Origin of the sequence: Pandoraea morbifera, assembly GCF_902459575.1 — a bacterium.
Lineage (GTDB): Bacteria > Pseudomonadota > Gammaproteobacteria > Burkholderiales > Burkholderiaceae > Pandoraea > Pandoraea morbifera.
Genome location: NZ_CABPSD010000003.1, coordinates 247,767 through 272,981, shown reverse-complemented (window position 1 = coordinate 272,981; position 25,215 = coordinate 247,767). Strand labels below are relative to the sequence as shown.

The 25,215-nt window shown below is 66.0% G+C and carries 17 protein-coding genes and 1 pseudogene; 12 read left to right on the top strand and 6 right to left on the bottom strand.

The features are described 5' to 3' along the window. The first annotated feature begins 432 nt into the window (after positions 1-432). Positions 433-2,319, top strand: coding sequence for a phosphoenolpyruvate carboxykinase (GTP) (locus PMO31116_RS07355; RefSeq protein WP_150566143.1), 1,887 nt, complete (start codon positions 433-435; stop codon positions 2,317-2,319). Positions 2,320-2,604: 285 nt separating this feature from the next. Here the strand turns inward: PMO31116_RS07355 and PMO31116_RS07350 are convergent, their stop codons facing one another. Both PMO31116_RS07350 and PMO31116_RS07345 read right to left on the bottom strand, forming a co-directional pair. After that, on the bottom strand, positions 2,605-3,237 hold the full coding sequence (locus PMO31116_RS07350) for a response regulator (protein ID WP_063598767.1): 633 nt from the start codon (positions 3,235-3,237) through the stop codon (positions 2,605-2,607). Next, on the bottom strand, positions 3,234-4,619 hold the full coding sequence (locus PMO31116_RS07345) for a cache domain-containing protein (protein ID WP_150566142.1): 1,386 nt from the start codon (positions 4,617-4,619) through the stop codon (positions 3,234-3,236). The genes PMO31116_RS07350 and PMO31116_RS07345 overlap by 4 nt, the downstream gene beginning before the upstream one ends. Before the next feature lie 388 nt (positions 4,620-5,007). Here PMO31116_RS07345 and PMO31116_RS07340 point away from each other — a divergent pair, with 388 nt between their 5' ends. Next, positions 5,008-7,074, top strand: coding sequence for a carbon starvation CstA family protein (locus PMO31116_RS07340; protein ID WP_150566141.1), 2,067 nt, complete (start codon positions 5,008-5,010; stop codon positions 7,072-7,074). 21 nt (positions 7,075-7,095) lie between these two features. After that, entirely contained in the window at positions 7,096-7,293 is a 198-nt protein-coding gene (locus tag PMO31116_RS07335; RefSeq protein ID WP_023598160.1) for a YbdD/YjiX family protein, read from the top strand. A gap of 149 nt (positions 7,294-7,442) precedes the next feature. Here the strand turns inward: PMO31116_RS07335 and hemN are convergent, their stop codons facing one another. Then, positions 7,443-8,810 (bottom strand): oxygen-independent coproporphyrinogen III oxidase, encoded by a 1,368-nt coding sequence (gene hemN, locus PMO31116_RS07330; protein WP_150566290.1) that lies wholly within the window; start codon positions 8,808-8,810, stop codon positions 7,443-7,445. A gap of 613 nt (positions 8,811-9,423) precedes the next feature. Between hemN and PMO31116_RS07325 the strand changes: the two genes are divergently transcribed. After that, positions 9,424-10,392, top strand: a complete 969-nt coding sequence (locus tag PMO31116_RS07325; RefSeq protein WP_150566140.1) for a LysR family transcriptional regulator — start codon at positions 9,424-9,426, stop codon at positions 10,390-10,392. Positions 10,393-10,510: 118 nt separating this feature from the next. Here PMO31116_RS07325 and PMO31116_RS07320 read toward each other — a convergent pair whose 3' ends face one another. The 3 genes from PMO31116_RS07320 to dprA all read right to left on the bottom strand — a co-directional run bounded on the left by PMO31116_RS07320 (position 10,511) and on the right by dprA (position 15,202). Further along, entirely contained in the window at positions 10,511-13,201 is a 2,691-nt protein-coding gene (locus PMO31116_RS07320) for a DNA topoisomerase III (protein WP_150566139.1), read from the bottom strand. A 218-nt stretch (positions 13,202-13,419) separates the two neighbouring features. Continuing rightward, positions 13,420-13,806 (bottom strand): thioredoxin family protein, encoded by a 387-nt coding sequence (locus PMO31116_RS07315; RefSeq protein ID WP_150566138.1) that lies wholly within the window; start codon positions 13,804-13,806, stop codon positions 13,420-13,422. A 52-nt stretch (positions 13,807-13,858) separates the two neighbouring features. Beyond that, positions 13,859-15,202 (bottom strand): DNA-processing protein DprA, encoded by a 1,344-nt coding sequence (gene dprA / locus PMO31116_RS07310; protein ID WP_246185182.1) that lies wholly within the window; start codon positions 15,200-15,202, stop codon positions 13,859-13,861. 128 nt (positions 15,203-15,330) lie between these two features. Here dprA and def point away from each other — a divergent pair, with 128 nt between their 5' ends. The 8 genes and pseudogenes from def (at position 15,331) to PMO31116_RS07270 (ending at position 25,193) form a co-directional block, all read left to right on the top strand. Continuing rightward, complete coding sequence (gene def, locus PMO31116_RS07305; protein WP_023872755.1) at positions 15,331-15,834, top strand: peptide deformylase; 504 nt, start codon at positions 15,331-15,333, stop codon at positions 15,832-15,834. Between the two features lie 147 nt (positions 15,835-15,981). Next, positions 15,982-17,700: an ArnT family glycosyltransferase gene (locus PMO31116_RS07300; protein ID WP_150566137.1), complete on the top strand. Its 1,719-nt coding sequence runs from the start codon at positions 15,982-15,984 to the stop codon at positions 17,698-17,700. Between the two features lie 30 nt (positions 17,701-17,730). After that, positions 17,731-18,714: a methionyl-tRNA formyltransferase gene (fmt, locus tag PMO31116_RS07295; protein WP_150566136.1), complete on the top strand. Its 984-nt coding sequence runs from the start codon at positions 17,731-17,733 to the stop codon at positions 18,712-18,714. A gap of 212 nt (positions 18,715-18,926) precedes the next feature. Continuing rightward, a complete protein-coding gene (gene htpX / locus PMO31116_RS07290) occupies positions 18,927-19,787 on the top strand; it encodes a zinc metalloprotease HtpX (RefSeq protein WP_023598151.1) in 861 nt (286 codons plus the stop codon). Between the two features lie 183 nt (positions 19,788-19,970). Then, the gene (gene rsmB / locus PMO31116_RS07285) at positions 19,971-21,284 is read left to right on the top strand and encodes a 16S rRNA (cytosine(967)-C(5))-methyltransferase RsmB (RefSeq protein WP_150566135.1); all 1,314 of its coding nucleotides are present in this window, start codon (positions 19,971-19,973) and stop codon (positions 21,282-21,284) included. Beyond that, a pseudogene (locus tag PMO31116_RS24020) lies at positions 21,281-21,865 on the top strand (DUF4390 domain-containing protein); the annotation flags it as partial. The gene rsmB and the pseudogene PMO31116_RS24020, both read left to right, overlap by 4 nt. 295 nt (positions 21,866-22,160) lie before the next feature. Then, entirely contained in the window at positions 22,161-24,452 is a 2,292-nt protein-coding gene (locus PMO31116_RS07275; RefSeq protein WP_425494780.1) for an ATP-binding protein, read from the top strand. Further along, the gene (locus PMO31116_RS07270; RefSeq protein ID WP_150566132.1) at positions 24,453-25,193 is read left to right on the top strand and encodes a response regulator; all 741 of its coding nucleotides are present in this window, start codon (positions 24,453-24,455) and stop codon (positions 25,191-25,193) included. It begins immediately after the preceding gene. Positions 25,194-25,215 lie beyond the last annotated feature (22 nt).

Genomic DNA, 25,215 nt, shown 5'->3' with positions numbered 1-25,215 from the left:
GGAATCAATGTCGGAGGCCGCCGCGAGGGGGCGGGCGTACTGGTCGTGGACATGGCGGACTCGTCGGCGAAAACGCCCGGCCAGCCTTGTTGCGACGCAGCACCGGCGCATTTTGCGCGGTGGTATGCTGACGCCTCGTTTTGCATAGTATGGCAGGTGTCCTGGCAACCATGGCGAAACCGCCTCAACACGATGGCAAAAAATCGAACCCACCCCGCAAAAGCAAGTCGGACCTGGTGAGCGAGACGCCTGATGCGCGCGTATCGGTGCGCGTGTTGCCCCCTGCCAACCCGCCGGTATCCCCAACCGGACGGGCCGCCTCGCGAGATTTCGTGCTCGCGAAGCTATCCGCGCAAAGCACACCCGGCGTCTGCGCGATGCGCACGCCCGGTGCCTGTCCCGATTCCTCGACTCTGCATGGAGACAACCCCCATGACGCAAGCCAGTGTGAGCGCCAGCGCGCTCAACGCCTCTTCCTCGTCCAATGTTGCAACGCGTGATTTGCCCGCCTGGGTGCGCCACCGCAAGCTGATCGACTGGGTGTCGCAGATCGCGGCGCACACCCAGCCCGAGCGCGTTGTCTGGTGCGACGGCTCCCGGCAGGAGTACGACCGTCTGTGCGAACAGATGGTGGCCGCCGGTACGATGCGGCGGCTCAACCCCGCCAAGCGCCCGAATTCGTTTCTCGCGCTGTCCGACCCCTCGGACGTCGCGCGCGTCGAGGACCGCACGTTCATTTGCAGCGAGAAGCGCGAAGACGCCGGCCCGACCAACCATTGGATCGACCCGCGCGAGATGCGCGCCACGCTCGACGGCCTGTTCCAGGGCTGCATGCGTGGTCGCACGATGTACGTGGTGCCGTTCTCGATGGGACCGCTCGGCTCGCCCATCGCGCACATCGGGGTGGAACTGTCCGACACGCCTTACGTGGCGGTCAACATGCGCATCATGACGCGCATGGGCCGCGACGTGTACGACGTGCTCGGCGAGGATGGCGAGTTCGTGCCCTGCGTGCACACCGTCGGCAAGCCGCTCGCCGCCGGCGAGACGGACGTGGCGTGGCCGTGCAACAGCACCAAATACATCGTTCACTTTCCGGAAACCCGTGAGATCTGGAGTTACGGCTCGGGCTACGGCGGCAACGCGCTGCTGGGCAAGAAGTGTTTCGCGCTGCGCATCGCCTCCAAGATGGGTCGCGATGAAGGCTGGCTCGCCGAGCACATGCTCATCCTGGGTGTGACCTCGCCCGAGGGCCGGAAGTACCACGTGGCGGCGGCATTCCCGTCGGCGTGCGGCAAGACCAACTTTGCCATGCTCATCGCGCCGAAGGGCTTCGAGGGCTGGAAGGTCGAGACGATCGGCGACGACATCGCCTGGATCAAGCCGGGCAAGGACGGCCGTCTGTACGCCATCAACCCGGAAGCCGGCTTCTTCGGCGTGGCGCCGGGCACGAGCGAGAAGACCAACCCGAACGCGCTCGCCACGCTGGGCGAGAACGTGATCTTCACCAACGTCGCGCTCACCGACGACGGTGACGTGTGGTGGGAGGGGCTGACCGACACGCCTCCCGCGCACCTGATCGACTGGCAGGGCAAGGACTGGACGCCGGAGATCGCCAGGGAAACCGGGCGCAAGGCCGCGCATCCGAACTCGCGCTTCACGGCGCCCGCCGCACAGTGCCCGTCCATCGACCCCGATTGGGAGAACCCGGCCGGTGTGCCGATCGATGCGTTCATCTTCGGTGGCCGTCGTTCGACGACCGTGCCGCTGGTGACCGAGGCGCGCGACTGGACCGAAGGCGTGTACATGGCCGCGACAATGGGCTCGGAGACGACCGCGGCGGCGGCCGGCCAACAGGGCGTGGTGCGTCGCGATCCGTTCGCGATGCTGCCGTTCTGCGGCTACAACATGAGCGACTACTTCCAGCACTGGCTCGACACCGGCGCGCATCTCGACAAGATGGGCGCGACCCTGCCGAAGATCTACTGCGTGAACTGGTTCCGCAAGGGCGCCGACGGCAAGTTCGTGTGGCCGGGCTTCGGCGAGAACATGCGCGTTCTGGCCTGGATGCTCGGACGCATCGACGGCAAGGCGCAGGGCGTGGAGCACGCGTTCGGCATTACGCCGCGGTACGAAGACCTGAACTGGAACGGGCTGTCGTTCACGCCGGCGCAGTTCGACGAGGTGACCTCGATGGATCCGGCCGCATGGCGTGACGAGCTGAAGCTGCACGCGGAGCTGTTCGAAACGCTCAGGCAAAACCTGCCCCAGGCACTGCTCGACACGAAGGCAGACATCGAGCGTCGCCTGAACAAGTGATGCCGAGCGTGCCGGAATGATCGGCGCGCTGAAGGCGAAACACCAATCGATCCCGTCGGTGGAAACGCCGGCGGGATTTTTTTGTTGTCCCGCGATCGTTCTGAAAGCCTTGTGACGCAGGGATTCCGGCGGCTTCGCGCGCTCGCGCGGTGATTGCATACCTCCCGTTGTTCCGTTCGGACAACGCTCTTCCGGTTACGCCAGTCTGACTGCGCATTAACCGGGAAGGCACCCCACCGCGCCACCGGGCCCCGTCATCTCATGACGCCGCCTCACGAGCCTGCATCACAATCGGTTTTCCACCGCGAACTTGATCAGCTCTGCCTGTCCTTCGATGCCGAGCTTGCGTTTGATGTTCAAGCGATGCGTCTCGACCGTACGGACCGAGAGATCCATCTCCGTCGCAATCTGCTTGTTGGCGAGGCCGCGAGCAATGCGCGAGAGGATTTCGCGCTCGCGAGGCGTGAGCGAGTCGATCGGTGCGTGCGACGTCGAGGCCTGCACCACGCGCGCGGCGATGGCGGCGCTGTAGTAGGCGTCGCCTCGGGCCACGCGTTCGATGGCGGTCACGATCTCATGCGCCGGTGCGTCCTTGAGCACATAGCCGCGCGCGCCGGCGCGCACGGCCTGACGGACGTACTCCGCGTTGTCGTGCATGGACAGGATCAGCACGGCGATGTGGGGAAACTGCTCGCGAAACAGGGCGGTCAGTTCGATGCCGTTCGTGCCGCGCATGCTGATGTCCATCAACGCCAGATCCGGCGACGATGTCTTCGCGCGGGCGAGGGCTTCGGCGGCGTTGCCGGCTTCGCCCACGACCTGAAGGTTCGGCGCGGCATCGAAACGCGCACGCAGTCCGTCGCGCACGAGCGGATGGTCGTCGATCAACAGCAGTCGGATGGGAGGGGTTTGCGTCATTGGCGTGAGGTTGCGCGAAGCGCCGCTTGCACGGCGGCGGGCGTGAGCGGAACCCACGCGCTGATGGTGGTGAGGCCGGGCCACGACTGGATGCCCAGCACGCCCCCAACGGCGTCGAGACGCTCGCGCATGTTGCGCAAGCCGATGCCGTGGCTGGGGTCGTGGTGCACGTCGGTCACATCGAAGCCACGCCCGTCGTCGGTGATCGACAGGTGAATGCCGTCGGGCTTGAAGATGAGCCGGATCGACACGCGCGAGGCCTGAGCGTGACGCTCGATGTTCGTCAATGCCTCCTGGGCGATGCGATACAACATTGTCTTGATGTTGTCGTCGAGCGCCGGGGGCTCGCCTTCGACCTGAATATCGACGGGCAATCCCGCGTGCGAGCCGAACTCGCGCGCGAGCTGATCGATGGCGGCCGCCAGCCCGAGGTCGTCGAGCGTGGCCGGGCGCAGCGCCTGTGAAATCCGACGAACCTCGCCGAGCGTGCCGTTCAGTCGCTCGATGGCCACGCCGAGCGTGGCGCTGACCGCCGCGGGCGACCCCGGCAGGCGCATCGACGCCGACTCGAGCAGCAGCTTGACCGACACGAGGAGCTGGCTGATGCCGTCGTGCAATTCGCGCGAGATACGCGAACGCTCGATCTCCTGCGACTCCACCACTTGACGCGCGAGCTGGCGCAGTTTGGCGTCGGCAGTCTTGAGTTCGGTGATGTTCACCACTAGTCCGCAAAGCCCCACGATTGCCAGACACGACGACGCGATGAGCGTGATCCAGATCAGCGTGCGATCGATGTTCGCCTGCGCGCGCTCGTCTGACGCACGCAACGTGGTTTGTACATCGTCGAGATAAATCCCCGTGCCGATCATCCAGTTCCAGCGCGGCAGCGCGATCACGTAGCCGAGCTTCGGCGCCATCTGGTGCAGTGACGGCTTTTCCCATGGATACTGCACGTAGCCGCCGCCAGCGCGCGCCGCGGCGATGAGACGCTGAATCGTCGGCGCCCCCGACGCGTCCTTGAGCGACCAGAGATTGTGACCCACGAGCTCTGGCTGGCGCGGATGCATCAGGCTGCGACCTTCGAGGTCATAGACGAAAAAGTAGCCGTCTTTGCCGAACTCCATGCGGGCCAGCGTGGCGAGCGCCTGCTCGCGCGCGGCCGGGGTGTCGGGACCGTCGTACAGCGGCTCGATCGCATTGCGCGCCAGACCGACGTAATGCAGCAGCTCGGCCCGCTTGTTGGCCAGCGATGTCGTCTGCACCGCGTCGTGCTGCGCGCGCGAGAGTTCGTTGCCCTGGTGACGCACGGCAAGCGCGATGGCGACCATGGCCAACGCCACCGGCAATAGCGCCAGGACGAAAAATTTCTGTCGGAGATTCATGGCATTCGAGAAGCCTGCAACACCGCCTTTCGCGGGGTAGGGTGGCAGGCGCGCTACGTAATAGCACGTAGCCGACCTGCGTAGTTCCGCGCTTGTGGCACGGCGGTCAAACGCCAATACTACACGCCGAATCGTGGCCGGGGCTGCCGAGTGGTATCGGGCAAGCCTCCCGACGACGCGCTGCAATCGGGTGTGCCCCCACACCGCTGTCTTGCGCCGCGTCGGCGGCGTCATCGACCCTCGCTGCATGCAGACCCCCGAAAAGAGGGGCGTGTTCAGAGAGCCACGTTTCGCGGCACCGTCGGGGTGCTGAAACAAGAGGCGGAACAGTGCTGCAACGGCGCCGTTCCGGGATCGCTGCCCTAGGAGGCAGTTCCGAGGAGAGACAATGAATCGCATCTGGCAACAACTGCCCTGGGCGGCGGTGGCCATCGTCGGCGCGTGCGCGCTCGGCACGGTGGCCCTATCGCGCGGTGAAACCATTAGCGCACTCTGGATCGTGATCGCAGCCATCTGCGTATATCTGATCGCGTATCGCTTCTACAGCAAGTTCATCGCCACCCGTGTGGCGCAACTCGACGGCACGCGCATGACGCCGGCCTGGCGTCACAACGACGGGCTCGACTACGTGCCCACGAACCGCTACGTGCTTTTCGGTCACCACTTTGCCGCCATCGCCGGCGCCGGACCGCTGGTCGGACCGGTGCTGGCCGCGCAGATGGGGTATCTGCCCGGCATGTTGTGGATCCTCGCGGGCGTGGTATTTGCCGGCGCCGTGCAGGATTTCATGGTGCTGTTCATCTCCACGCGTCGCGACGGCCGGTCGCTGGGCGACCTGGTGAAGTCCGAACTCGGCATGATCCCCGGCGTGATCGCCCTGTTCGGCGCCTTTCTGATCATGATCATCATTCTCGCCGTGCTGGCGCTGATCGTGGTCAAGGCGCTCACGGGGTCTCCGTGGGGCACGTTCACCGTCGGGCTGACGATCCCCATCGCGTTGTTCATGGGGATCTACACGCGCTACATCCGCCCGGGCCGCATCGGCGAAGTGTCGATCATCGGCTTCGTGATGCTGATGGCCGCGATCTACTTCGGCCAGAGCGTGCACGACAGTGCCACGCTGGCGCCGCTGTTCACGTTCGACGGCAAGCAACTGACGTGGATGCTGATCGGCTACGGCTTCGTGGCCTCCGTACTGCCGGTATGGTTGCTGCTCGCGCCGCGCGACTACCTTTCGACGTTCCTCAAGATCGGCACGATCCTGGCGCTGGCGATCGGCATTCTGGTTGTCGCGCCCGAGCTGAAGATGCCTGCGCTCACGCAGTTCGTCGACGGCAGCGGACCGGTCTGGTCGGGCAAGCTGTTCCCGTTCCTCTTCATCACGATCGCTTGCGGCGCCGTGTCCGGCTTCCATGCGCTGATCTCGTCGGGCACCACGCCCAAGCTGCTCGATAACGAACTCAACGCGCGCTTCATCGGCTACGGCGGCATGCTCATGGAGTCGTTCGTGGCCATCATGGCACTGGTCGCCGCCTCGGTGATCGACCCGGGCGTGTACTTCGCGATGAACAGCCCGGCGGCGGTGATCGGCACGACGCCGGAGGCCGTGGCCCATGTCGTCTCGGGCTGGGGCTTCACCATCACGCCCGACGTGCTCACCGCCACCGCGCATGCCGTTGGCGAGAACACGATCATCTCGCGCGCCGGCGGCGCCCCGACGCTTGCGGTCGGCATGGCGCACATCCTGCACCAGGTCGTGGGCGGCGAAGCGATGATGGCCTTCTGGTACCACTTCGCGATCCTGTTCGAGGCGCTGTTCATCCTGACCGCCGTGGATGCCGGCACGCGCGCGGGCCGCTTCATGTTGCAGGATCTGCTCGGCACGTTCGTGCCGTCGCTCAAGCGCACGGACTCGCTGCCCGCGAACCTGATCGCCACCGCGCTGTGCGTGGCCGCGTGGGGCTACTTCCTGTATCAGGGCGTGGTGGATCCGCTGGGCGGCATCAACACGCTGTGGCCGCTGTTCGGCATCTCGAACCAGATGCTCGCCGCCATCGCGCTGATTCTGGCGACCTGCGTGCTGTTCAAGCTCAAGCGTGAGCGCTTTGCCTGGGTCACGATCCTGCCGACGCTGTGGCTGCTCGCCTGCACGCTGACCGCCGGCTGGCAGAAGATGTTCGACCCGGACCCGAAGGTCGGTTTCCTCGCCCACGCCGCGAAGTATCAGGCCGCGCTGGCCGACGGCAAGCTGCTCGCGCCCGCGAAGTCGGCCGCACAGATGCAGCAGATCGTGTTCAACGACTATGTCGATGCCACGCTGTCCGGGGTGTTCATGTTCGTGGTGGTCGCCGTGGCGCTGTTCGGGCTTCGCACCATCCTCGTGGCACGCCAGGCCAACAAGCCGACGGCCAAGGAAACGCCGTTCGAGCCGATGCCCGCCGGGCGTCAGATCTGACGAACCGAGGGAGCCAGTCTCATGCTCGACGAAGTCGGCAAGGTCGGACGCTATCTCGGACAGGCCATGCGATTGATGGTCGGCCTTCCCGATTACGACACGTATGTGGCGCATATGCGCGCCACGCATCCGGATCAGCCGGTCATGAGCTACGAGGCGTTCTTCCGCGAGCGGCAGGAAGCGCGCTACGGCGGCAAGAGCGGCGGACGATGCTGCTGAGCTGACGGCGGCATCCCGTCCCGCGTGGTGCGTGTCGCGACGAAGGACGCAAGCCGCCTCGGCCGCGGTCATTGCATTGGAATGAAAAAGCGCCCGGTGGAAGGTCCACCGGGCGCTTTCGTCATTGGCCCCCGTGCGCGAATCCCCGCCTACATCACTTTTGCGCAGCGGGCGTTGGCCGCGCTGCGTCGGTAGCGGTCGAATACCTGGGCGACGACGCGGACCAACAGGTGCCCGGCAGGCAGCACGCGCAGCCCGTGCTCGTCGATGGCCACGAGCCCGTCCGCTGCCAGATCGGCCAGCTCGCCGAGCTCGTTGGCGAAGTAGACGGCGAAGTCGATGTCGTGTGCCTGCTCAATGGCCCCGAAATCCAGCGACATGTGACACATCACGCGCGAAATCACGTCGCGACGGATATGGTCGTCATCGTCGAGCCGCACGCCGCGCGCGATCGCGAGGCCGCCGGCATCGATGGCGTCATAGTAGTCCCGTAGCGTCTTGGCGTTTTGCGCGTAGCTGTCGCCGACGCGTCCGATGGCCGACATGCCCACGCCGACGAGGTCGCAGTCGGCGCGCGTGCTGTAGCCCTGGAAGTTGCGATGGAGCGTCCCGGCAGCCTGTGCCCGGGCCAGTTCGTCGTTGGGGCGCGCGAAGTGATCCATGCCGATATGGACGTATCCGGCCGCGGTCAGCCGCGCAACGATCGTCTGCAACAGCGCCAGTTTTTGAGGGCCGTCCGGCAGTGCGTCGGGCAGGCACCGCTGCATCTTGAACTGCTGCGGCAAATGCGCATAGCTGAATACCGACAGGCGCTCGGGCGCCATCTCGATGACGGCGTCGAGCGTGCTGGAGAACGATTCCGGTGTCTGATGGGGCAATCCGTAGATCAGATCGAAGTTGACGGAACGAAACCCGCTGCTCCGCGCGGCGTCGAGTGCGGCCTCGACGAGCGCGCGCGGCTGTATGCGATGAATCGCCTCCTGCACCCTCGGATCGAAATCCTGCACGCCGATCGACAGGCGGTTGAAGCCCAGGGCGCGCAAGGCGCGAATCGACGCCGGACCGGCGCTGCGCGGGTCGATCTCGATGGCGTATTCGGCGTCGTCGTCGTGTGTCATCACGAACTGACGCGCGATGGCGTCGACGAGCGACGCGATCTGTTCCAGCGAAAGAAACGTCGGCGTGCCCCCACCCCAGTGCATCTGCGCAAGTGCACGGCCCGCGCCCAGCAACGACGCCTGCCGTCCAATCTCGGTGTGCAGGCGCTCGACATAGGCGTCGGCGTGAGCACGGTTGTGCGTCACGATCTTCGTGCACGCACAGTAAAAGCAGACCGTGTCGCAGAACGGCACGTGCAGGTACAGCGAGAGTGGCTTGCCCGTGCGTTTGGATTGCGCGGCGGCGCGGGCGTAGTCTTCGGCGCCGAACGCGTCGTGGAATTGCAGCGCGCTCGGGTATGAGGTGTAGCGCGGGCCGTTCACGTCATATCGGCCAAGCAGGCGGGCATCGAAGAAGATGGGCGCCGGCGGGGCGTCCGCATTGGGCGGGCCGGGGTTGCGGCGTGTTTTACACGACGAATCGCCGTGGTCGTCATCTGAGGTGTGCGAGGCGTGCGAGGCGCACCCGGGGCACCGCGAGCCGTGGGAAGTGCGCGAGGCATTGGCACAGGACGTCGTAATCGGGGGCAGGGCGGACATGACGGGCACGGGACGATGAGAGATTCCTCAATGTAGCCTTGCGACACCCGCTCCGCCCTGACCTGCGTCAAACACCGGGGCGGGGGCGCTCGCGCCGCGCCCGGCCGCGTGCATGTGGCGGGACGGCCCCGTGAAGACCGTCACCCAGCGTGGAACTTCGCACCGGCACGCGCTCAATGCCCGACGGCCACGTCGCAAAATCATTGCCGCGACAGGCAATTTTTGGCTGCCTACGGTAAGCTAACGCCTTATTGAAGTCCCCGCCGTGTCGACACCCCTGGCGGCACGCGCGTGGCGCTCCCCGGAACCGTCCGGGGCGGCGGTCCGGCCAGTGCCTGCGGGTTTGCGCAGCACCGGAGCCTCTCTGGTCCGCTGACGCCTGCCTTTGCCTTTCTTCGCCGGATCGACGCGGCACATCACGATTGGAAACAACATGGACCGTCTGCAATCGATGCGCGTTTTCGTCAAAGTGGCCGACAACGGGAGTTTTGCCCGTACGGCTGCCCAGATGGATCTGTCGGCCGCCGTGGTCACGCGTCACGTCGCGGAGCTCGAATCCCATCTTGGCGTTCGTCTGCTCAACCGCACCACGCGCAGTCTGTCGCTCACCGGCGCCGGCCAGGTGTACCTCGAACGCTGCCGGCAGATCATCGACGAAGTCGACGAAGCCGATGCGCTCATCTCCAGTGCCTCGCGCGACCCGAAAGGTACGTTGAAGGTCGTGGCGCCAGTGTCGTTCGGGTTGCGCAACCTCGCGCCGCTGGTCAAGAAATATCAGGAGATGCACCCGAAGGTCGTGGTCGATCTCACGCTCACGGATCGGGCCATCGATCTGGTGGAGGAGGGGTACGACTGCGGCATTCTGCTCACGCGCATGATCAACAGCGAAAGTCTGATTTCGCGGGTGCTCGCCGAAACCCGCGTGATGCTGTGCGCCTCGCCGGCGTACATCGCCGAGCACGGCGAGCCGGTCACGCCGCAGGAACTGGGCGAGCATGGCGTGCTCGGCCTGCCAAATGACTTCTGGAGCGACGATCGCGTGTTCTCCGGCCCGGACGGCGAGGTGCGCGTGCGCGTGCAGAACAAGTTCATCTGCAACAACACGGCGCTGCTGCGCCAGTCGGTGCTGCTGGGCCATGGTATTGCGTTCCTGCCCTCCTATCTGGTCGGGAACGACGTGCGCGACGGCGATCTCGTCGCGCTGCTGCGCAACTTCTCGCAAACACCCGTCGACGTGTCGCTCGTCTACCCGAGCCGCAAGTACCTGTCGGCCAAGACGCGTGGGTTCATCGACCTGACGGTCGAGTACTTCCGCCAGAATGAAGGGATTTCGGCCGCCGAGCGCTGGGTGCCTCCCAAAATTCCGTCGCCCAACACGCCGATCAGTGAAATGCCCGTTTGACGTTTGACGCCCACTGCCTTCGCGCCATGAAAAACGGCCACGCCCCGCCAGGGATGTGGCCGTTTTTTTCATGGCTGCGATGTCTTGCGACGCACACCCATGGACGGTGACGACGCCCTCAGAACGGCGCGTCGTCCTCGTCGAACGAGGCATCGTCCGACGGGCTCGCCGTCTTGGTTGCCGGCTTGGCTTTCGCGGTCGTCTTCCTGGCGGCCGCCTTCTTGGCCGGTGCCTTCGTCGCCGCGGTCCTGGCCGCCGTCTTGCGCGCCGGGGTGCCCTTGTCGTCGCCTTCGGCGTCGCCCGACTTCGCGGCCGTCTTCTTCGGGGCCTTCGCCTCGAATTCGAAGCCGATGGTGCCGTCCTTCTGCTTGGCCAGATAAGCCTTGAACGTGCGGCCGGTGCGCGACGACTTGAAGTTCGTCAGCAGATCCGTCTTGCCCTCGGTCAGCAGCTTGTGAATCTGCTCCCGGGAGATTTCCTGCTGAAGAATGACCTTGCCTGACGTGAAGTCGCAGGTCTTGGGATTCGCCACGGCGTTTTCACAGACATAGCGCATACCGTGCTCGAACACTCGGCCGCCGCACTTCGGGCACTTGCCGACCGGCTCCTGTCCGGTGAAATCGGGCGCTTCGCCGTCTTCGTCGCCGCTGTCCTGGCCGAAGTCGAACTCGAGCTTGTAGCCCATTTCGTCGTCGGGCGAGAGCTTGAGAATCGCCGAGAACGGGCGCCCCATCTTGCTGCGGAAACCCGACAGCGGACCGATCGTCTTCTTTTGCAGCAGTTCTTCGACCTCGGGGATTTCGAACTGGCGTCCGCCGGGGATCTTCGAGATCGAGAACGCGCAGTTCGTACAGGCGAAACGTCGGTAGTTCTCCTTGACCACGCCGCCGCAGTGCGGGCAAGGGGTGGTCAGCGTGGCGTAGTCGCCCGGAATCGTGTCCGAGTCGTATTCCTTCGCGCGCTTGACGATGGTTTGCGTCATTTGCGCGATTTCATGCATGAATTCGTCGCGCTTGAGCCCGCCGCGCTCGATCTGCGAGAGCTTGGCTTCCCACTCGCCCGTGAGTTCGGGCAGGGTCAGTTCGTCCACGCCGAGGCCGCGCAGCAGCGTCATCAGTTGGAACGCCTTGGCCGTCGGGTGCAACTCGCGGCCTTCGCGCACCAGATACTTTTCCGTGAGCAGGCCTTCGATGATGGCCGCGCGCGTGGCCGGCGTGCCGAGACCTTTGCCGGCCATGGCTTCGCGCAGTTCGCCATCCTCGACGAGCTTGCCCGCGCCTTCCATCGCCGAGAGCAGCGTGGCTTCGCTGTAGCGCGCCGGCGGCTTGGTCTGCAGCCCCACGGCCTCGACCTTGTCCACGCCCACCTTCTCGTCCTTTGCCACCGGCACGAGGTTCGGCTGGTCTTCCTTGCCGGCCTTGGCATCCTTGCCGTCGTCGGCGCCTTCCTTGCCGTAGATGGCCAGCCAGCCGGCCTGCACGAGCACCTTGCCTTCGGTCTTGAAGTGATGCCCCACCACTTCCGTAATGCGGGTCGTCACCTGATACTCGGCCGCCGGGAAGAACACCGCCAGGAAGCGCTTGACCACCAGGTCGTAGAGCTTCTGCTCCGGCTCGGAGAGATTCTTGGGCGCCTGAAGCGTCGGGATGATGGCGAAGTGGTCGCTGATCTTGCTGTTGTCGAAGATCCGCTTGTTCGGCTTGACCCAGTCCTTGTTCAGGATCTGGTTGGCGAACTGGTGGTAATTGTTGCTTTCCTTGAGCACGGCCATCGTCTCCTTGACGGTGGCCAGGTAGTCTTCCGGCAGGGCGCGCGCGTCGGTACGCGGGTACGTGAGCACCTTGTGCTTTTCGTACAGCGCCTGCGCCAGGCCGAGCGTGTTCTTCGCCGAGAAGCCGAAACGGCTGTTGGCTTCGCGTTGCAGGCTCGTCAGATCGAACAGCAGCGGCGAGAGCTGGGTCGACGGTTTCGATTCCTCTGTAACCGTGCCATGCTTGCCACGCACGGCGGCGACGACCGATTCGGCGGCCGCCAGGCTCCACAGGCGCGAATCGCGCTGCTCGGGGTCGAATTCGTTGCGCTTGAAATTCGGATCGAACCAGCGGCCTTCGTAGAAGCCCGCCGAGGCCACGAACTCGGCCTTCACTTCCCAATAGTCGCGCGAGACGAACTTGCGAATCTTCTCTTCGCGCTCGACCACGATGGACAGCGTGGGCGTTTGCACGCGACCGACAGTCGTCAGGAAAAAGCCGCCGCCCTTGCTGTTGAAGGCGGTCATGGCGCGCGTGCCGTTGATGCCCACGAGCCAGTCGGCTTCGGCGCGGCTGCGCGCGGCATCGGCCAGCGGCAGCATGTCGCCGTCGCTGCGCAGGCGCTTGAAACCGTCGCGGATCGACTGCGGCGTCATCGATTGCAGCCACAGACGCTTGACCGGCTGCTTCGCTTTCGCGTGCTGCGCGATCAGGCGGAAAATCAGCTCCCCTTCGCGTCCCGCGTCACAGGCGTTGATCAGAACGTCGATGTCCTTACGCTTGATGAGACGCGTGAGCACCTTCAGGCGCGATTCGCTCTTGGCGATCGGCTTGAGGTCGAAATGGGGGGGAATCACGGGAAGGTTGGCGAAGCTCCACTTGCCGCGTTTGACTTCATAGTCTTCCGGCGCGCCGATTTCGACGAGGTGGCCAACCGCCGACGAGACGACATAATCGTCGTTCTCGAAGTACTCGTCATGCTTGGTAAAGCCGCCCAGCGCCCGTGCGATGTCGTTCGCGACGGACGGTTTCTCGGCAATGATCAGAGCTTTTGACATGACGTTCGGTAATGTTGAGGGGGTGTCGCCAGGCGACATTCGTTGGCTTTATAACATATAGCCATTCCGGCGTTGCCGTCGGATAGGGCACGAGGCGTGCCTGGAAGCGGCACATCATAAGCGCGTCGCAGGCCGGCGGCAAGCGTGGACCGACGGGTCGCCGCACGCGCGCAAAGCCGCACCGCGGCGCGCCCCGGCGGTCGTGCCGGCGAGCGCCGTCAGCCCAGCAGATGCTCGCGCAGGGCGGGCGCCGCGACCGTGGCGTCGCCCAGCACCCGGGCGTCGAGCATGCGCTCGAGGATGCCGATGGCCGGTAGCACCGGACCGAAAAAGCGCGCCTGTCCGGCGGGCTGGCTGGCATCCTGCACCAGCAGGGTGGGAAAGTTCTCGATGTCGTGATCGTCGAGCCAGTCGGCGTGGGTCTCGATGTCCACCCAGACGAAGCACAGTTCGGGATACCTGGCCGCCAGCGCTTCGAGCGTCTGCGCGTACTCGCGGCAGGTGCCACACCACGCTGCGCACAGGCAGGCCACGAGACGCGTCTTGCCATCGGCGAGTACGGCGGCCAGTGCGGAGCGGTCGGTGACGGGATCGAAAACAGGCATGGATCTGGGCGGTGGAAGTCCGGGAAAGGGTCGGGGTGTGTAGGCGGGCGGGTCATCGCGCGCCGCCTCGCGGCCTGTGCCGGACAAACCGGCCGCCCGGCAAGCGGGCGACGCTTGCGTCCAGTTCGAGTGCGCCCAGGTGGGCGAGCACCTCGGCAATGCCCAGGCCGGTGCGTCCGCAAAGGGTGTCCGCGCTGACCGGATCATACCCCAGCGCCTCGAGGATTGCTGCGCGGCCCGGCGGCAGCGGCCTCACTGCCGATGTCGCCGACGGCGACGTCACGCATGCCGTCGACGCCACGCTCGCCTGATCGGCCACGTCCGGCGCAGGTCGCAGCGGATTGCCGGCGCCAAGGGCTTCGAGCACGTCTTCCGGCCCGGTGGCAAGCGTGGCGCCATCGCGAATCAGGGCATGGCAGCCCCGGCTCTGCGGCGCGTGGATGGATCCGGGAACGGCGAGTACGTCGCGCCCGAGTTCGCCCGCCAGGCGCGCCGTGATGAGCGAACCCGATTGCGTGGCGGCCTCCACGACCAGGGTGCATCGCGCGAGCGCGGCGATCAGCCGATTGCGGCGCGGGAAGTGGTCGGGGCGCGGCGGCGTGCCGATGGGAAAGGCGCTCAGCAGCAGCCCGCTTGCGGCAATGCGCTCGGCCAGCGCGCCATGTCGGGCCGGGTAGACGATGTCCGCACCGGTACCGACGACGGCACAGGTGCCGCCTGGCGTGTCCAGCGCGCCGTCGTGGGCGGCGGCGTCGATGCCGGCGGCCAGTCCCGACACGACGTTGACCCCTGCATCGCCCAGCACGCGCGCGAAGTGCCGGGCGTTGTCGCACCCCTGCGGCGTGGCACGCCGGCTGCCGACAAGCGCGGCCGTCATCGCCCCCGCCCGATTCGGCAGTCCGGCGTCGCCGCGGCAGTACAGGATCGGCGGAGCGTCGCCGAGCGCGAACAGCGCGCGCGGGTAGGCAGGCTCGGACAACGTGACGACGGCGCATCCGGGTTGGCAGGCCCATGCCAGGGTCCGAGTGATTTGCCCGCCGAGATCGGGCGACGTTCGTGCGAGCAGTCGGTCGACGAGGGCCGGCGGCACGATTTGCGCCAGGTCGGCACGTGACGCCTGGAGGATCGCCGCGGGCAAACCGAACACCGTCAACAGACGCCGCACGGCCGCCGGCGGCACGCCCGGCGTGTGGCACAACCGAAGCCAGTCCTTGATTTCCTCGGGGCTCGCGCCGATCGGGTGGCCATGGTCCGCAGGGCACGATCCGCCGTCGTCGCCCTGGCCGGGCGCCTCGGCAGGCGCGCCGGGCCCAACCTTCGGACGGACTTCGGAGGGAGGCGCCACGTCGCCGTGCGCCAGCGCCGACAGGGGCGCTATGCTAAAATTTTTCATCATCCGGTAAGCATTGACCGGGGGGCCGGGGCAGGCTGGGAGTCGGCGCGAATGTCGCGACGCCGCAGTCATCGCAAGATTGTGCGATTGCAGCGGCCTGCGGGGCAATGCGGCGAATTCCCGTTTTCATCATGGCATTACTGACAATTCTTCAATATCCCGATCCGCGTCTGCACAAGGTGGCCAAGCCGGTCGCCGAGGTCGACGACCGGATTCGCCAACTCGTCAAGGACATGGCCGAGACCATGTACGACGCTCCCGGCATTGGTCTGGCGGCCACGCAGATCGACGTGCACGAGCAGGTGATCGTGATGGATCTCTCGGAAACGCGCGACGAACTGCGTGTGTTCATCAATCCCGAGATCGTCTGGCGCAGTGACGAGCAGAAGGTCTACGAAGAGGGCTGTCTGTCGGTGCCTGGCATCTACGACGAAGTCGAGCGCGCCGATCGCGTGCGCGTGCGCGCCCTGAACGAAAAGGGCGAGAAGTTCGAACTCGACGCCGACGGCTTGCTCGCCGTGTGCATTCAGCACGAAATGGATCACCTCAAGGGCCGCGTGTTCGTCGAATACCTCTCGCCGCTCAAGCGCAACCGCATCAAGCAGAAAATGAAGAAGCAGGCCGAACGCGCCTGAACGCGCCTGGCGCCGCCCCATACGTGGGCGCGCCCTGCAAAGTCCTCTATACTTGCAGCGCTCGCGGGCCATGAGGCCCGTCTTCCGCTGCTGCGACGGGGCGTCTCGAACGTCTGCCGTCGGGCCAACTCCCGACTGTTTGCCGAGATGTCCATCGCCATCACCTCGTCGTCTTCCCGCACCCGCACGCTTTACTGGCTGAGCGCCGCACTGCTGTTCGCGTTCCTGCTGGCGGGGCTGTTCGATCGCGACCCCTGGAAAGCCGACGAACCGTATTCGGTCGGCATGGTGCTCAACTTCTTCCGAGGTCACGATCTTGTCGTGCCGCGCGTGGGCGCCGACCCATTTGTGGAAAAGCCCCCCGTCATGTATTGGACGGGCGCGTTCTTCGCGCGGCTGGCAGCGGGGGTGCTGCCCGTCTTCGACGGCGCGCAACTGGCCGTGTTCGCATGGTTGGTGGTCGCCGTGCTCTGCGTCGGGCGTCTGGCCCAGCGCCTCCATGGCCCGGAGTCGACACACGACACCGACACCTTCAACTGGCTCGCGCCCATGCTGATGGTCGGCAGTTTCGGCGCCATCGAAAACATCCATAAGCTCACCGCCGACGTGCCGCAACTCGCGGGCGCGGCGCTCGCGCTGGCGGCGCTCGCCCGGCTGGCGAAGGCGGAGAATTCGGCGCGCCTGTGGGGGTTGCTCTTCGGCACGGGCGCCGGCATCGCGTTCCTGAGCAAGGGGCTGCTGGTGCCCGGGGTGCTGGCGCTGACCGCGCTCGCGGTGCTCGTCATCCCGGCCTATCGCACGCGTCGCTACGCTGGCGCGCTGGGCTGGGCGGTACTGGCCTCGCTGCCGTGGGTCGTCATCTGGCCGGTACTGTTCTGGCGCGCGTCCGAGCCGCTTTTCATCGAGTGGTTCTGGGACAACAACTTCGGACGCTTCTTCGGCTTCGTGCACCTGGGCGGGGAGCGGACCTCTTACCTGAGCGACATGACCAGCCTGCTGGGTCTGACGTTCCCCGCTGGCTGGCTGGCACTTGGCGCGCTGGTCGCGCAGTGGCGCGAGTCCGGCGTGCGCCGCTTCGTCGCGCAGCGTCCGGAGCAGGCGATGCTCTGGCTGTATGTGGTGCTCTTCGTGCTCACGCTCGTGGTGTCGTCGGCGATTCGCGATATCTATATGTTGCCGCTCTTCCCGGCGATCGCCGTGTTGGGCGCCGGAGCACGCCTGCCGCAATGGCTGGAGAAAACGTGGTCGGGCGTGGCGCTCGTACTCATGAGTGCGCTGGGCGTGTTCCTATGGGTTCGATGGGGATTGCAATTGACCGGGCACGGGCACGTCGCCGCAGGGCCGATCGGCAAGTGGCTGCCCCTCGACTACGTATTGCCGTTTTCGCCGGGGCTGGTGCTTGCCGCCGTGGCGATCGCGGCCCTGTGGGTCGTCGCGATCATGCACCGTCGCGAGCTCGGGGCGCTTGTCTTCGGTTTCGCGGGATTGATGTTCGTCTGGGGAACGCTCTCGACACTGCTGTTGCCCTGGATCAACGAGGCGCGCAGCTATCGCACGCCGTTCGCGTCGCTGCAACGCTCGCTCGCACAGGTCATGCCGTCCGGCGCGGCCACCACGTGCATCGGATCGTTCAATGTCGGCGAGTCGGAGCGCGCGATGCTCGATTACTTCATCGACGTGCGCCCGACCCAGTTGCCGGATCTGGCACACGCGTCGCGCTGCGGCGTGCTGTTGCTGCTCGACAAGGCCAACGCCCGCATTCCCGCGCCGCCGGGCTGGCGCGAGATCTGGCAGGGGGGCCGCGCCGGCGACACCAACGAGCGCTTCCGTGCCTTCGTGGCGCCGACGACGCCCGCCCTCAAGTAATTCACCGTATCGCGCAGGAGCACGTTCGTCATGACGCTTCGCATCGTATTCGCCGGCACACCGGAATTCGCCCAGACCGCGCTCGCCGCCATCGATGCCGCAGGTTTTCCCGTTGAGTTGGTGCTCACTCAGCCTGATCGCCCTGCCGGGCGCGGCATGAAGCTGCAGGCCAGCCCCGTCAAACGTTACGCGCAGGCCCACGGCATGCCGGTCTCACAGCCCCCGTCGCTGCGCCGAAACGGCAAGTACCCCGAGGAAGCGACCGCCGCGATCGAGCAACTGCGCGCGCTCGCGCCGGACGTCATGGTGGTAGCCGCCTACGGCCTGATCTTGCCGCAGGAAGTGCTCGACCTGCCGCGCTACGGTTGCCTGAACATCCACGGCTCGTTGCTGCCGCGCTGGCGCGGCGCCGCGCCCATTCATCGCGCCATCGAGGCGGGCGACGCCCAGACGGGCATCACCATCATGCAGATGGATGCGGGTCTCGATACAGGCGCGATGCTCTTGCGCGAGGCCGAACCGATCGGCCCCGATGACACCACGGCCACGCTGCACGACCGCATGGCGGCGCTGGGCGGCCGGATGATCGTCGACGCGCTGCAGCGGCTCGCGCGTGACGGCAAGCTGCCCGGCGAGGCCCAGCCCGAAGTCGGCGTGACCTACGCGGAGAAGATTGCCAAGCACGAAGCGGTGCTCGACTGGCGCAAGCCGGCCGAGGTGCTGGCGCGGCAGGTGCGCGCGTTCGACCCGTTCCCGGGCGCGCTCGGCACGGTACACGACACCGCCGTCAAACTGTGGCGCGCGAGCGCCGTGGCCGCTCCGGGCGGGGCGGCGCCGGGCACCGTGCTCGAAGTGAGCGCTGACGCCATTGTCATCGCGTGCGGCAACGGCGCGCTGCGCGTGACCGAATGTCAGAAGCCGGGCGGCAAGCGCCTGCCGGTTCGCGAATTTCTCGCGGGGTTCGCGCTCACTTCCGGCGACGTCTTCGTCCTCGCTCAACCGCAGGCGACGTGAGCGGCGCGTTTTACACCGTTCCGACCCTCAAAACCGAATGAAAACGTCGGAAAACGTCGTCGATCCAGCCGGGAAACTCCGGCAAACGTCCGAAAAAAGTCTAAGCTGGGGCCGCCGACGTTGAATTTTCGCCGGCCGGCCCCATCTAACGCCCGAGGACACGCAAAGTGCGTGAGTTCCTCGGGTCACCAAGATTTGCAGAGGAGAACACCATGTTCAACTGGATGAAGACCACCCTGCTGATGGCGGCCATCACCGCATTGTTCATGGTGGTGGGCGGCATGATCGGCGGCCGGCAGGGCATGATGCTCGCGCTGGCGTTCGCGCTCGCGATGAATTTCTTTTCGTACTGGTTCTCGGACAAGATGGTGCTGCGCATGTACAACGCGCAGCAGGTCGACGAGACGAGCGCGCCGCAGTTCTACGGCATGGTGCGGGAGCTGTCGCAACGCGCCGGGCTGCCGATGCCGAAGGTTTACCTGATCAACGAAGACGCCCCGAACGCGTTCGCCACCGGGCGCAGTCCCGAGCATGCCGCGGTGGCGGCCACCACGGGCATTCTGCGTGTGCTGTCCGATCGCGAACTGCGCGGCGTGATGGCGCACGAACTGGCGCACGTGAAGCATCGCGACATTCTGATTTCGACGATTTCCGCGACGATGGCCGGCGCCATCTCGGCGCTCGCCAACTTCGCCATGTTCTTCGGCGGGCGCGACGAGAATGGCCGTCCGGCCAATCCGATCGCGAGCATTGCCGTGGCGATTCTCGCGCCGCTGGCGGCCTCGCTGATCCAGATGGCGATTTCGCGGGCGCGCGAATTCGAGGCCGACCGGGGCGGGGCCGAGATTTCCGGCGATCCGCAGGCGCTTGCCATGGCGCTCGACAAGATTCACCGCTACGCGCAAGGCATTCCGTTCGAGGCGGCCGAGCAGCATCCGGCCACGGCGCAGATGATGATCATGAATCCGCTCTCGGGCGGCACGATCGCCAACCTGTTCTCGACCCACCCGGCCACCGAGGAGCGCATTGCCCGCCTGATGGAAATGGCACGTACGGGGCAGTATCCCGCCTGACCGTAGCGGCCGGGCGCGTCGAAGTGAGGACTGACCGCGCGGCGCCCGCAGTGGTGTGTCGACGCGAATGCGCGACGCGCCTGATGCGGGCGGGTTGCGCCAGTCTGCTATCCTGTCGCCCGACAGCCCTCCGATAGTTCCCATGCCCGCCGTCGTGCGGGCATGTTTGTTTGTAGAAGCCCCATGCCGCAACCGAGTCTGCCCACCGAATCCCTGGCCTACGCGCTGCAACGCGCCGCGCAGGCCCTCGAATCCGTCCAGAAGGGCACCGCGTTGCCGCAGGCACTGGCCCAGGCCACGGCACAATGCGCGCCGCCCGTGCGCGCCGCCGCACAGGATCTCGCCTACCGGGCCGTTCGGCGTCTGGGCAGCAGCCGCGCCTTGCTCGCCGTGCTGGTCAAGCCGGCCCTGCAGGCGCGCGTGCGCGACATCCTGCTGTGCGCGCTGGCCCTGCTGCAAGACGCGTCCGAAAATGCTGCGTACACCGAATTTACGGTCGTGGACCAGGCCGTCGAGGCCATTGCCGCGCAGCGCCGCACGGTTGCCGCGAAGGGACTCGCCAATGCCGTGCTGCGTCGCTTTCTTCGCGAGCGCGACGCCCTGATGGCCGAGATCGCCGTGCAGCCCGAGGCGCGCTGGAATTACCCCGGCTGGTGGATCGACATGGTGCGCGACGCCTATCCCGAGCAGTGGGAGACATTGCTCGCCGCGGGCGACCAGCGCGGGCCGATGACGTTGCGCGTGAACACCCGCCGCATCAGTGTGGCCGCCATGCAGGCCTGTCTGACGATGGCGGGCATGCAGGCCGAGGTGATCGGGCCCGTCGCCTTGCGTCTGGCGCAGGCCGTGCCGGTGGAGCGTCTGCCGGGCTTTGCCGACGGTTGGGTATCGGTGCAGGACGCCGGAGCGCAACTGGCCGCGCCGCTCGTGCTGGGCGACGCACCGCGCGCGGGCATGCGCGTGCTCGACGCCTGCGCCGCGCCGGGCGGCAAGACGGGGCATCTGCTGGAGATGGCCGACGTGCAGGTCACCGCGCTGGAGTCGGATCGCACGCGCGTGCCGCGCATCTACGAAAATCTCGAGCGGCTGGGACTGACGGCGGACGTGCGCATCGGCGATGCGGGCGCACCGACGAAATGGTCGGGCGGCGGCTGGGACGGTGTGCCGTTCGACCGCATTCTGGCGGACGTGCCATGCTCGGCGTCCGGCATCGTGCGCCGTCATCCGGACATTCGCTGGCTGCGCCGCGAAGCGGACATCGCCGCGCTGGTCGAGGAGCAGCGCCGCATTCTGCTCGCGCTGTGGGACACGCTGGCCGTAGGGGGGGAACTGATCTATGCCACCTGCTCGGTGTTCCCGGCGGAAAACGAGCAGCAGGCGCAATGGTTTGAACGTGTTTGCACAGATGCGGTACGATTGGACGCTCCCGGGCAACTGCTGATGACGCCAGGCGGCGCCCACGACGGCTTCTATTACGCTCGCTTCCAGAAACGGTGACCTTCTCCCAACGGCTACTGGCCTGCGTGCTGCCGCTGCTCCTGAGCGTTTTCGCGCTCGGCTTCGCAGCGCCGGCGCGCGCCGAAAACGAAATCCAGGTGCGCGAAGCCCGGCTCGAACCGTCCGACGGCGGCTGGTCGCTCGATGCGCGCTTCGCCTTCGAACTCAACAGCAGCCTCGAAGATGCCGTCAACCGCGGCATTTCCCTCTACTTCACGACCGACTTCGAACTCACGCGCTCGCGCTGGTACTGGTTCGACGAAAAGGTCGTGTCGTCCTCGCAGAGCGTGCGGCTGTGGTTTCAGCCGCTCACGCGCCAATATCGCGTCTCCAGCAACAGCGGCAACAGCAGCAACGGCCTGCAACTGGGCTTCGGTTCCTTGCGCGAAGCGCTGGCGCTGGTGCGTAACGTCAGTGGCTGGCGCGTGATCGACAAGGGCGTGGTGAAGCCCGGCACGCAATATCAGGCGTCGGTGCGCATGCGTCTCGACAACGCGCTCATGCCCAAGCCGTTCCAGATCGATGCGGTCAACAACCGCGACTGGAATCTCAGCTCCGACTGGGCGCGCTTCATGTTCACGCCCCCGCCGCCGGCGGCGGCGAGCCTGCCGGCGTCGGTCACGGTCGCCTCAGCGGTCTCCGCCGCGCCTGCGACGCCGGACGCTTCATCCGTGTCGGGCGCCGGTAGTGCGAGGGGGGCCGGCCCGGCGACCGCGGCGGCGACGCCCCCGGTGACGCTGCCCGAGCGCAATCCGGCCCGTCTGAGGGGCACATTGCCGCTCGCCTTCAATGCGGCGTTGCCGCCCGGAGTCGCGCGTGTCAAATAACGGCGGCAGCCTGCTCAAGCACATCGTCATCCGAACGTCGATCGTCACGATGGCGCTGGTCGCCATTGGGTTGTTCGGCCTGCTTGCGCTCGCCTCGGCCAATACCGAATTCTTCGACCGTTACTATTCGCTGCTCTACACCGCGAACATCGCCGTCGCGATCATTTTCGTCTTCATCGTCGGCGCACTCGTCTGGATCATCGTGGTGCGCCTGCGTCAGCGACGCTTCGGCACGCGCCTGCTCGCCAAGCTGGCGATTTTCTTCGCGCTGGTGGGCGTGTTGCCGGGTGGCATCATCTATCTGGTGTCGCTGCAATTCGTGTCGCGCAGCATCGAGTCGTGGTTCGACGTGCGCGTGGAGACCGCCCTCGATTCCGGCCTCGAACTCGGGCGCGCGATCCTGAACAACGGCCTGTCCGACCTGAGCGCAAAGGCACAGCTCGTGGCCGACAATCTGGCGTCGAGCGCCGACAAGGGCGGCACGCTCACGTTGCTGCGCATGCGCGACCAGTTCGGCTTGCAGGACGCGACGATCGTCGACGGCAATGGCCGCGTGCTGGCCTCCGCATCGGGCAACTTCAATGCGCTCGTGCCGGATCTTCCCACGCCGCTCATGTTGCGGCAGGCGCGTGCGCAGTCGCGCGGATATACGGCGATCGAGGGCGGCAGCGAGGGCTACGACAAACACCAGGGGAAAGATCAACTGCGTTGGCGTGTGGTGATGCGCATTCCGTCTGGCTACACGTCATCGTTGCAGGATGAGGAGCGTTTCCTGCAAGTCACGCAGCTGGTACCGGCCAATCTCGCGCAGAATGCCGAGGCAGTCCAGAACGCCTATCGCGAGTATCAGGAAAAGGCGTTGGGGCGCACGGGCCTGCGCAAGATGTACATCGGCACGCTCACGTTGTCGCTCTTTCTGGCCACGTTCGTGGCGATGATGCTCGCGCTGGCGCTCGGCAACCAGCTCGCGCGTCCGCTTTTCCTGCTCGCGCGCGGCACGCAGGAAGTGGCGGCGGGCGACCTCTCGCCCAAGGGCGAAGTGCGAACGAACGACGAGCTGGGTTTCCTCACGCAGGCGTTCAACGCGATGACCCGCCAGTTGTCGGATGCCCGTGCCACGGTCGAGCGCAACCGTCTGGCGCTGGAGAGCTCGAAGGCCCACCTCGAGAGTATCCTGTCGAGCCTGACCGCCGGCGTGTTCGTGTTCGACCGCGATTTTCGCCTGACGACGGCCAACGCCGGTGCCGAGCGCATCTTCAAGCAGAGTTTCCAGGGCGAGCTCAACCGCTCGCCGGTACATATTCCGGCGCTCGTGGAGTTCGGCGAGACGTTGCGGCGCGCCTTTGCCGATCGCGATGCGAATGCCGATCTCGGGCCGGGCGGACATTGGCAGCAGCAGATCGGCCTGACGCTGCCGGGCGAGACCGATCCGGTGACGCTGCTCGTGCGCGGCTCGCACCTGCCCGAACCGATGGTCGCCGTGGCCGGCGTTCCGACGCGCGCGGGCGGCGGATACGTGGTGGTGTTCGACGACATCAGCGACGTGATCTCGGCGCAGCGCTCCGTGGCGTGGGCCGAAGTGGCGCGGCGTCTCGCGCACGAGATCAAGAACCCGCTCACGCCGATTCAACTCTCGGCCGAGCGCTTGCAGATGAAGCTGTCCGACAAGCTGCCGCCGGCCGATGCCGAAGTGCTGCGCAAGGGGGCCACGACCATCGTCAATCAGGTCGCGGCAATGAAGCGCATGGTGGACGACTTCCGCGACTACGCGCGTCTGCCTCCTGCGATCATGCATCCGCTTCAGCTCAACGAGTTGATCGGCGAGGTCCTGACCCTGTACGGTGTCGACGAAGGTCGCGGCACGATTCGTCCGCACCTCGACGCCGACCTGCCGGAAATTCGCGGTGACTCGACGCAATTGCGGCAGGTTATCCATAATCTGCTGCAGAATGCTCAAGATGCCGTGGGGGGAACCGAAAACCCACTTATCACGGTGGAAACGAAGACAGTAGAATACGCAGGAACGGATGTGCATCCGGGTGAACCGAAGCGCACGGCAGTGCGTCTGACCATCACGGATAACGGACCGGGATTCCCGGCACGCATCCTGACCCGCGCATTCGAGCCGTACGTGACGACCAAGGCGAAGGGCACCGGGCTGGGACTGGCGATGGTCAAGAAGATCATCGACGAGCATCAGGCCCGCATCGACATTCGCAACCGGTCACTACCCGAGGGCGAAGGCAGTGCAGGCGCACAGATTTCGATCTTGTTTACTCAATTGGCTGACGACCAGGACCTGTCGGGCACCAAGCCGACGGAACACACGAAGGTAGCGTAAATGGCAACCATTTTGGTGGTGGACGACGAAATGGGGATCCGGGAGCTGCTCTCGGAGATTCTGAGCGACGAAGGGCATGTCGTGGAAGTGGCGGAGAACGCGCAGGAAGCGCGCGCTTATCGTGCCGCGAACACGCCTGACCTCGTGCTGCTCGATATCTGGATGCCCGATACCGACGGGGTGACCCTTCTCAAGGAATGGGCGGCGCAGCAATTGCTGACAATGCCCGTGATCATGATGTCGGGGCACGCCACGATCGATACCGCCGTCGAGGCGACCAAGATCGGCGCACTCAATTTCCTCGAAAAGCCTATCGCGCTGCAAAAGCTGTTGCAGGCCGTCGAGCAGGGGCTGGCGCGCGGCAAGCGCGACGCGTCCGGCAGCGCGCCGAGCGCGTTCGACGCCGACGACGAGGTGCTCGACACCGGGGTTTTCGGCGAGAGCGAGACGCGTCACCCGGGCGTCGGCCTCAATGGCGCGGCAACGCACCATGCCCCGCTGGGCGGGCACGACGCCGAGACCGGTGCCGGGGCCGCCGGGGCGGCCATGTCGGCGGACATTTCGTTCGACGTGCCGCTGCGCGAAGCCCGCGATGCGTTCGAGCGTGCCTACTTCGCCTACCATCTGGCCAAGGAGCACGGCAGCATGACGCGTGTGGCCGAGAAGACGGGACTGGAGCGCACCCACCTGTATCGCAAGCTCAAGCAACTGGGCGTGGAGCTGTCCAAGAGCAAGACCTGACGCTGCCGCCACATGGAATTTT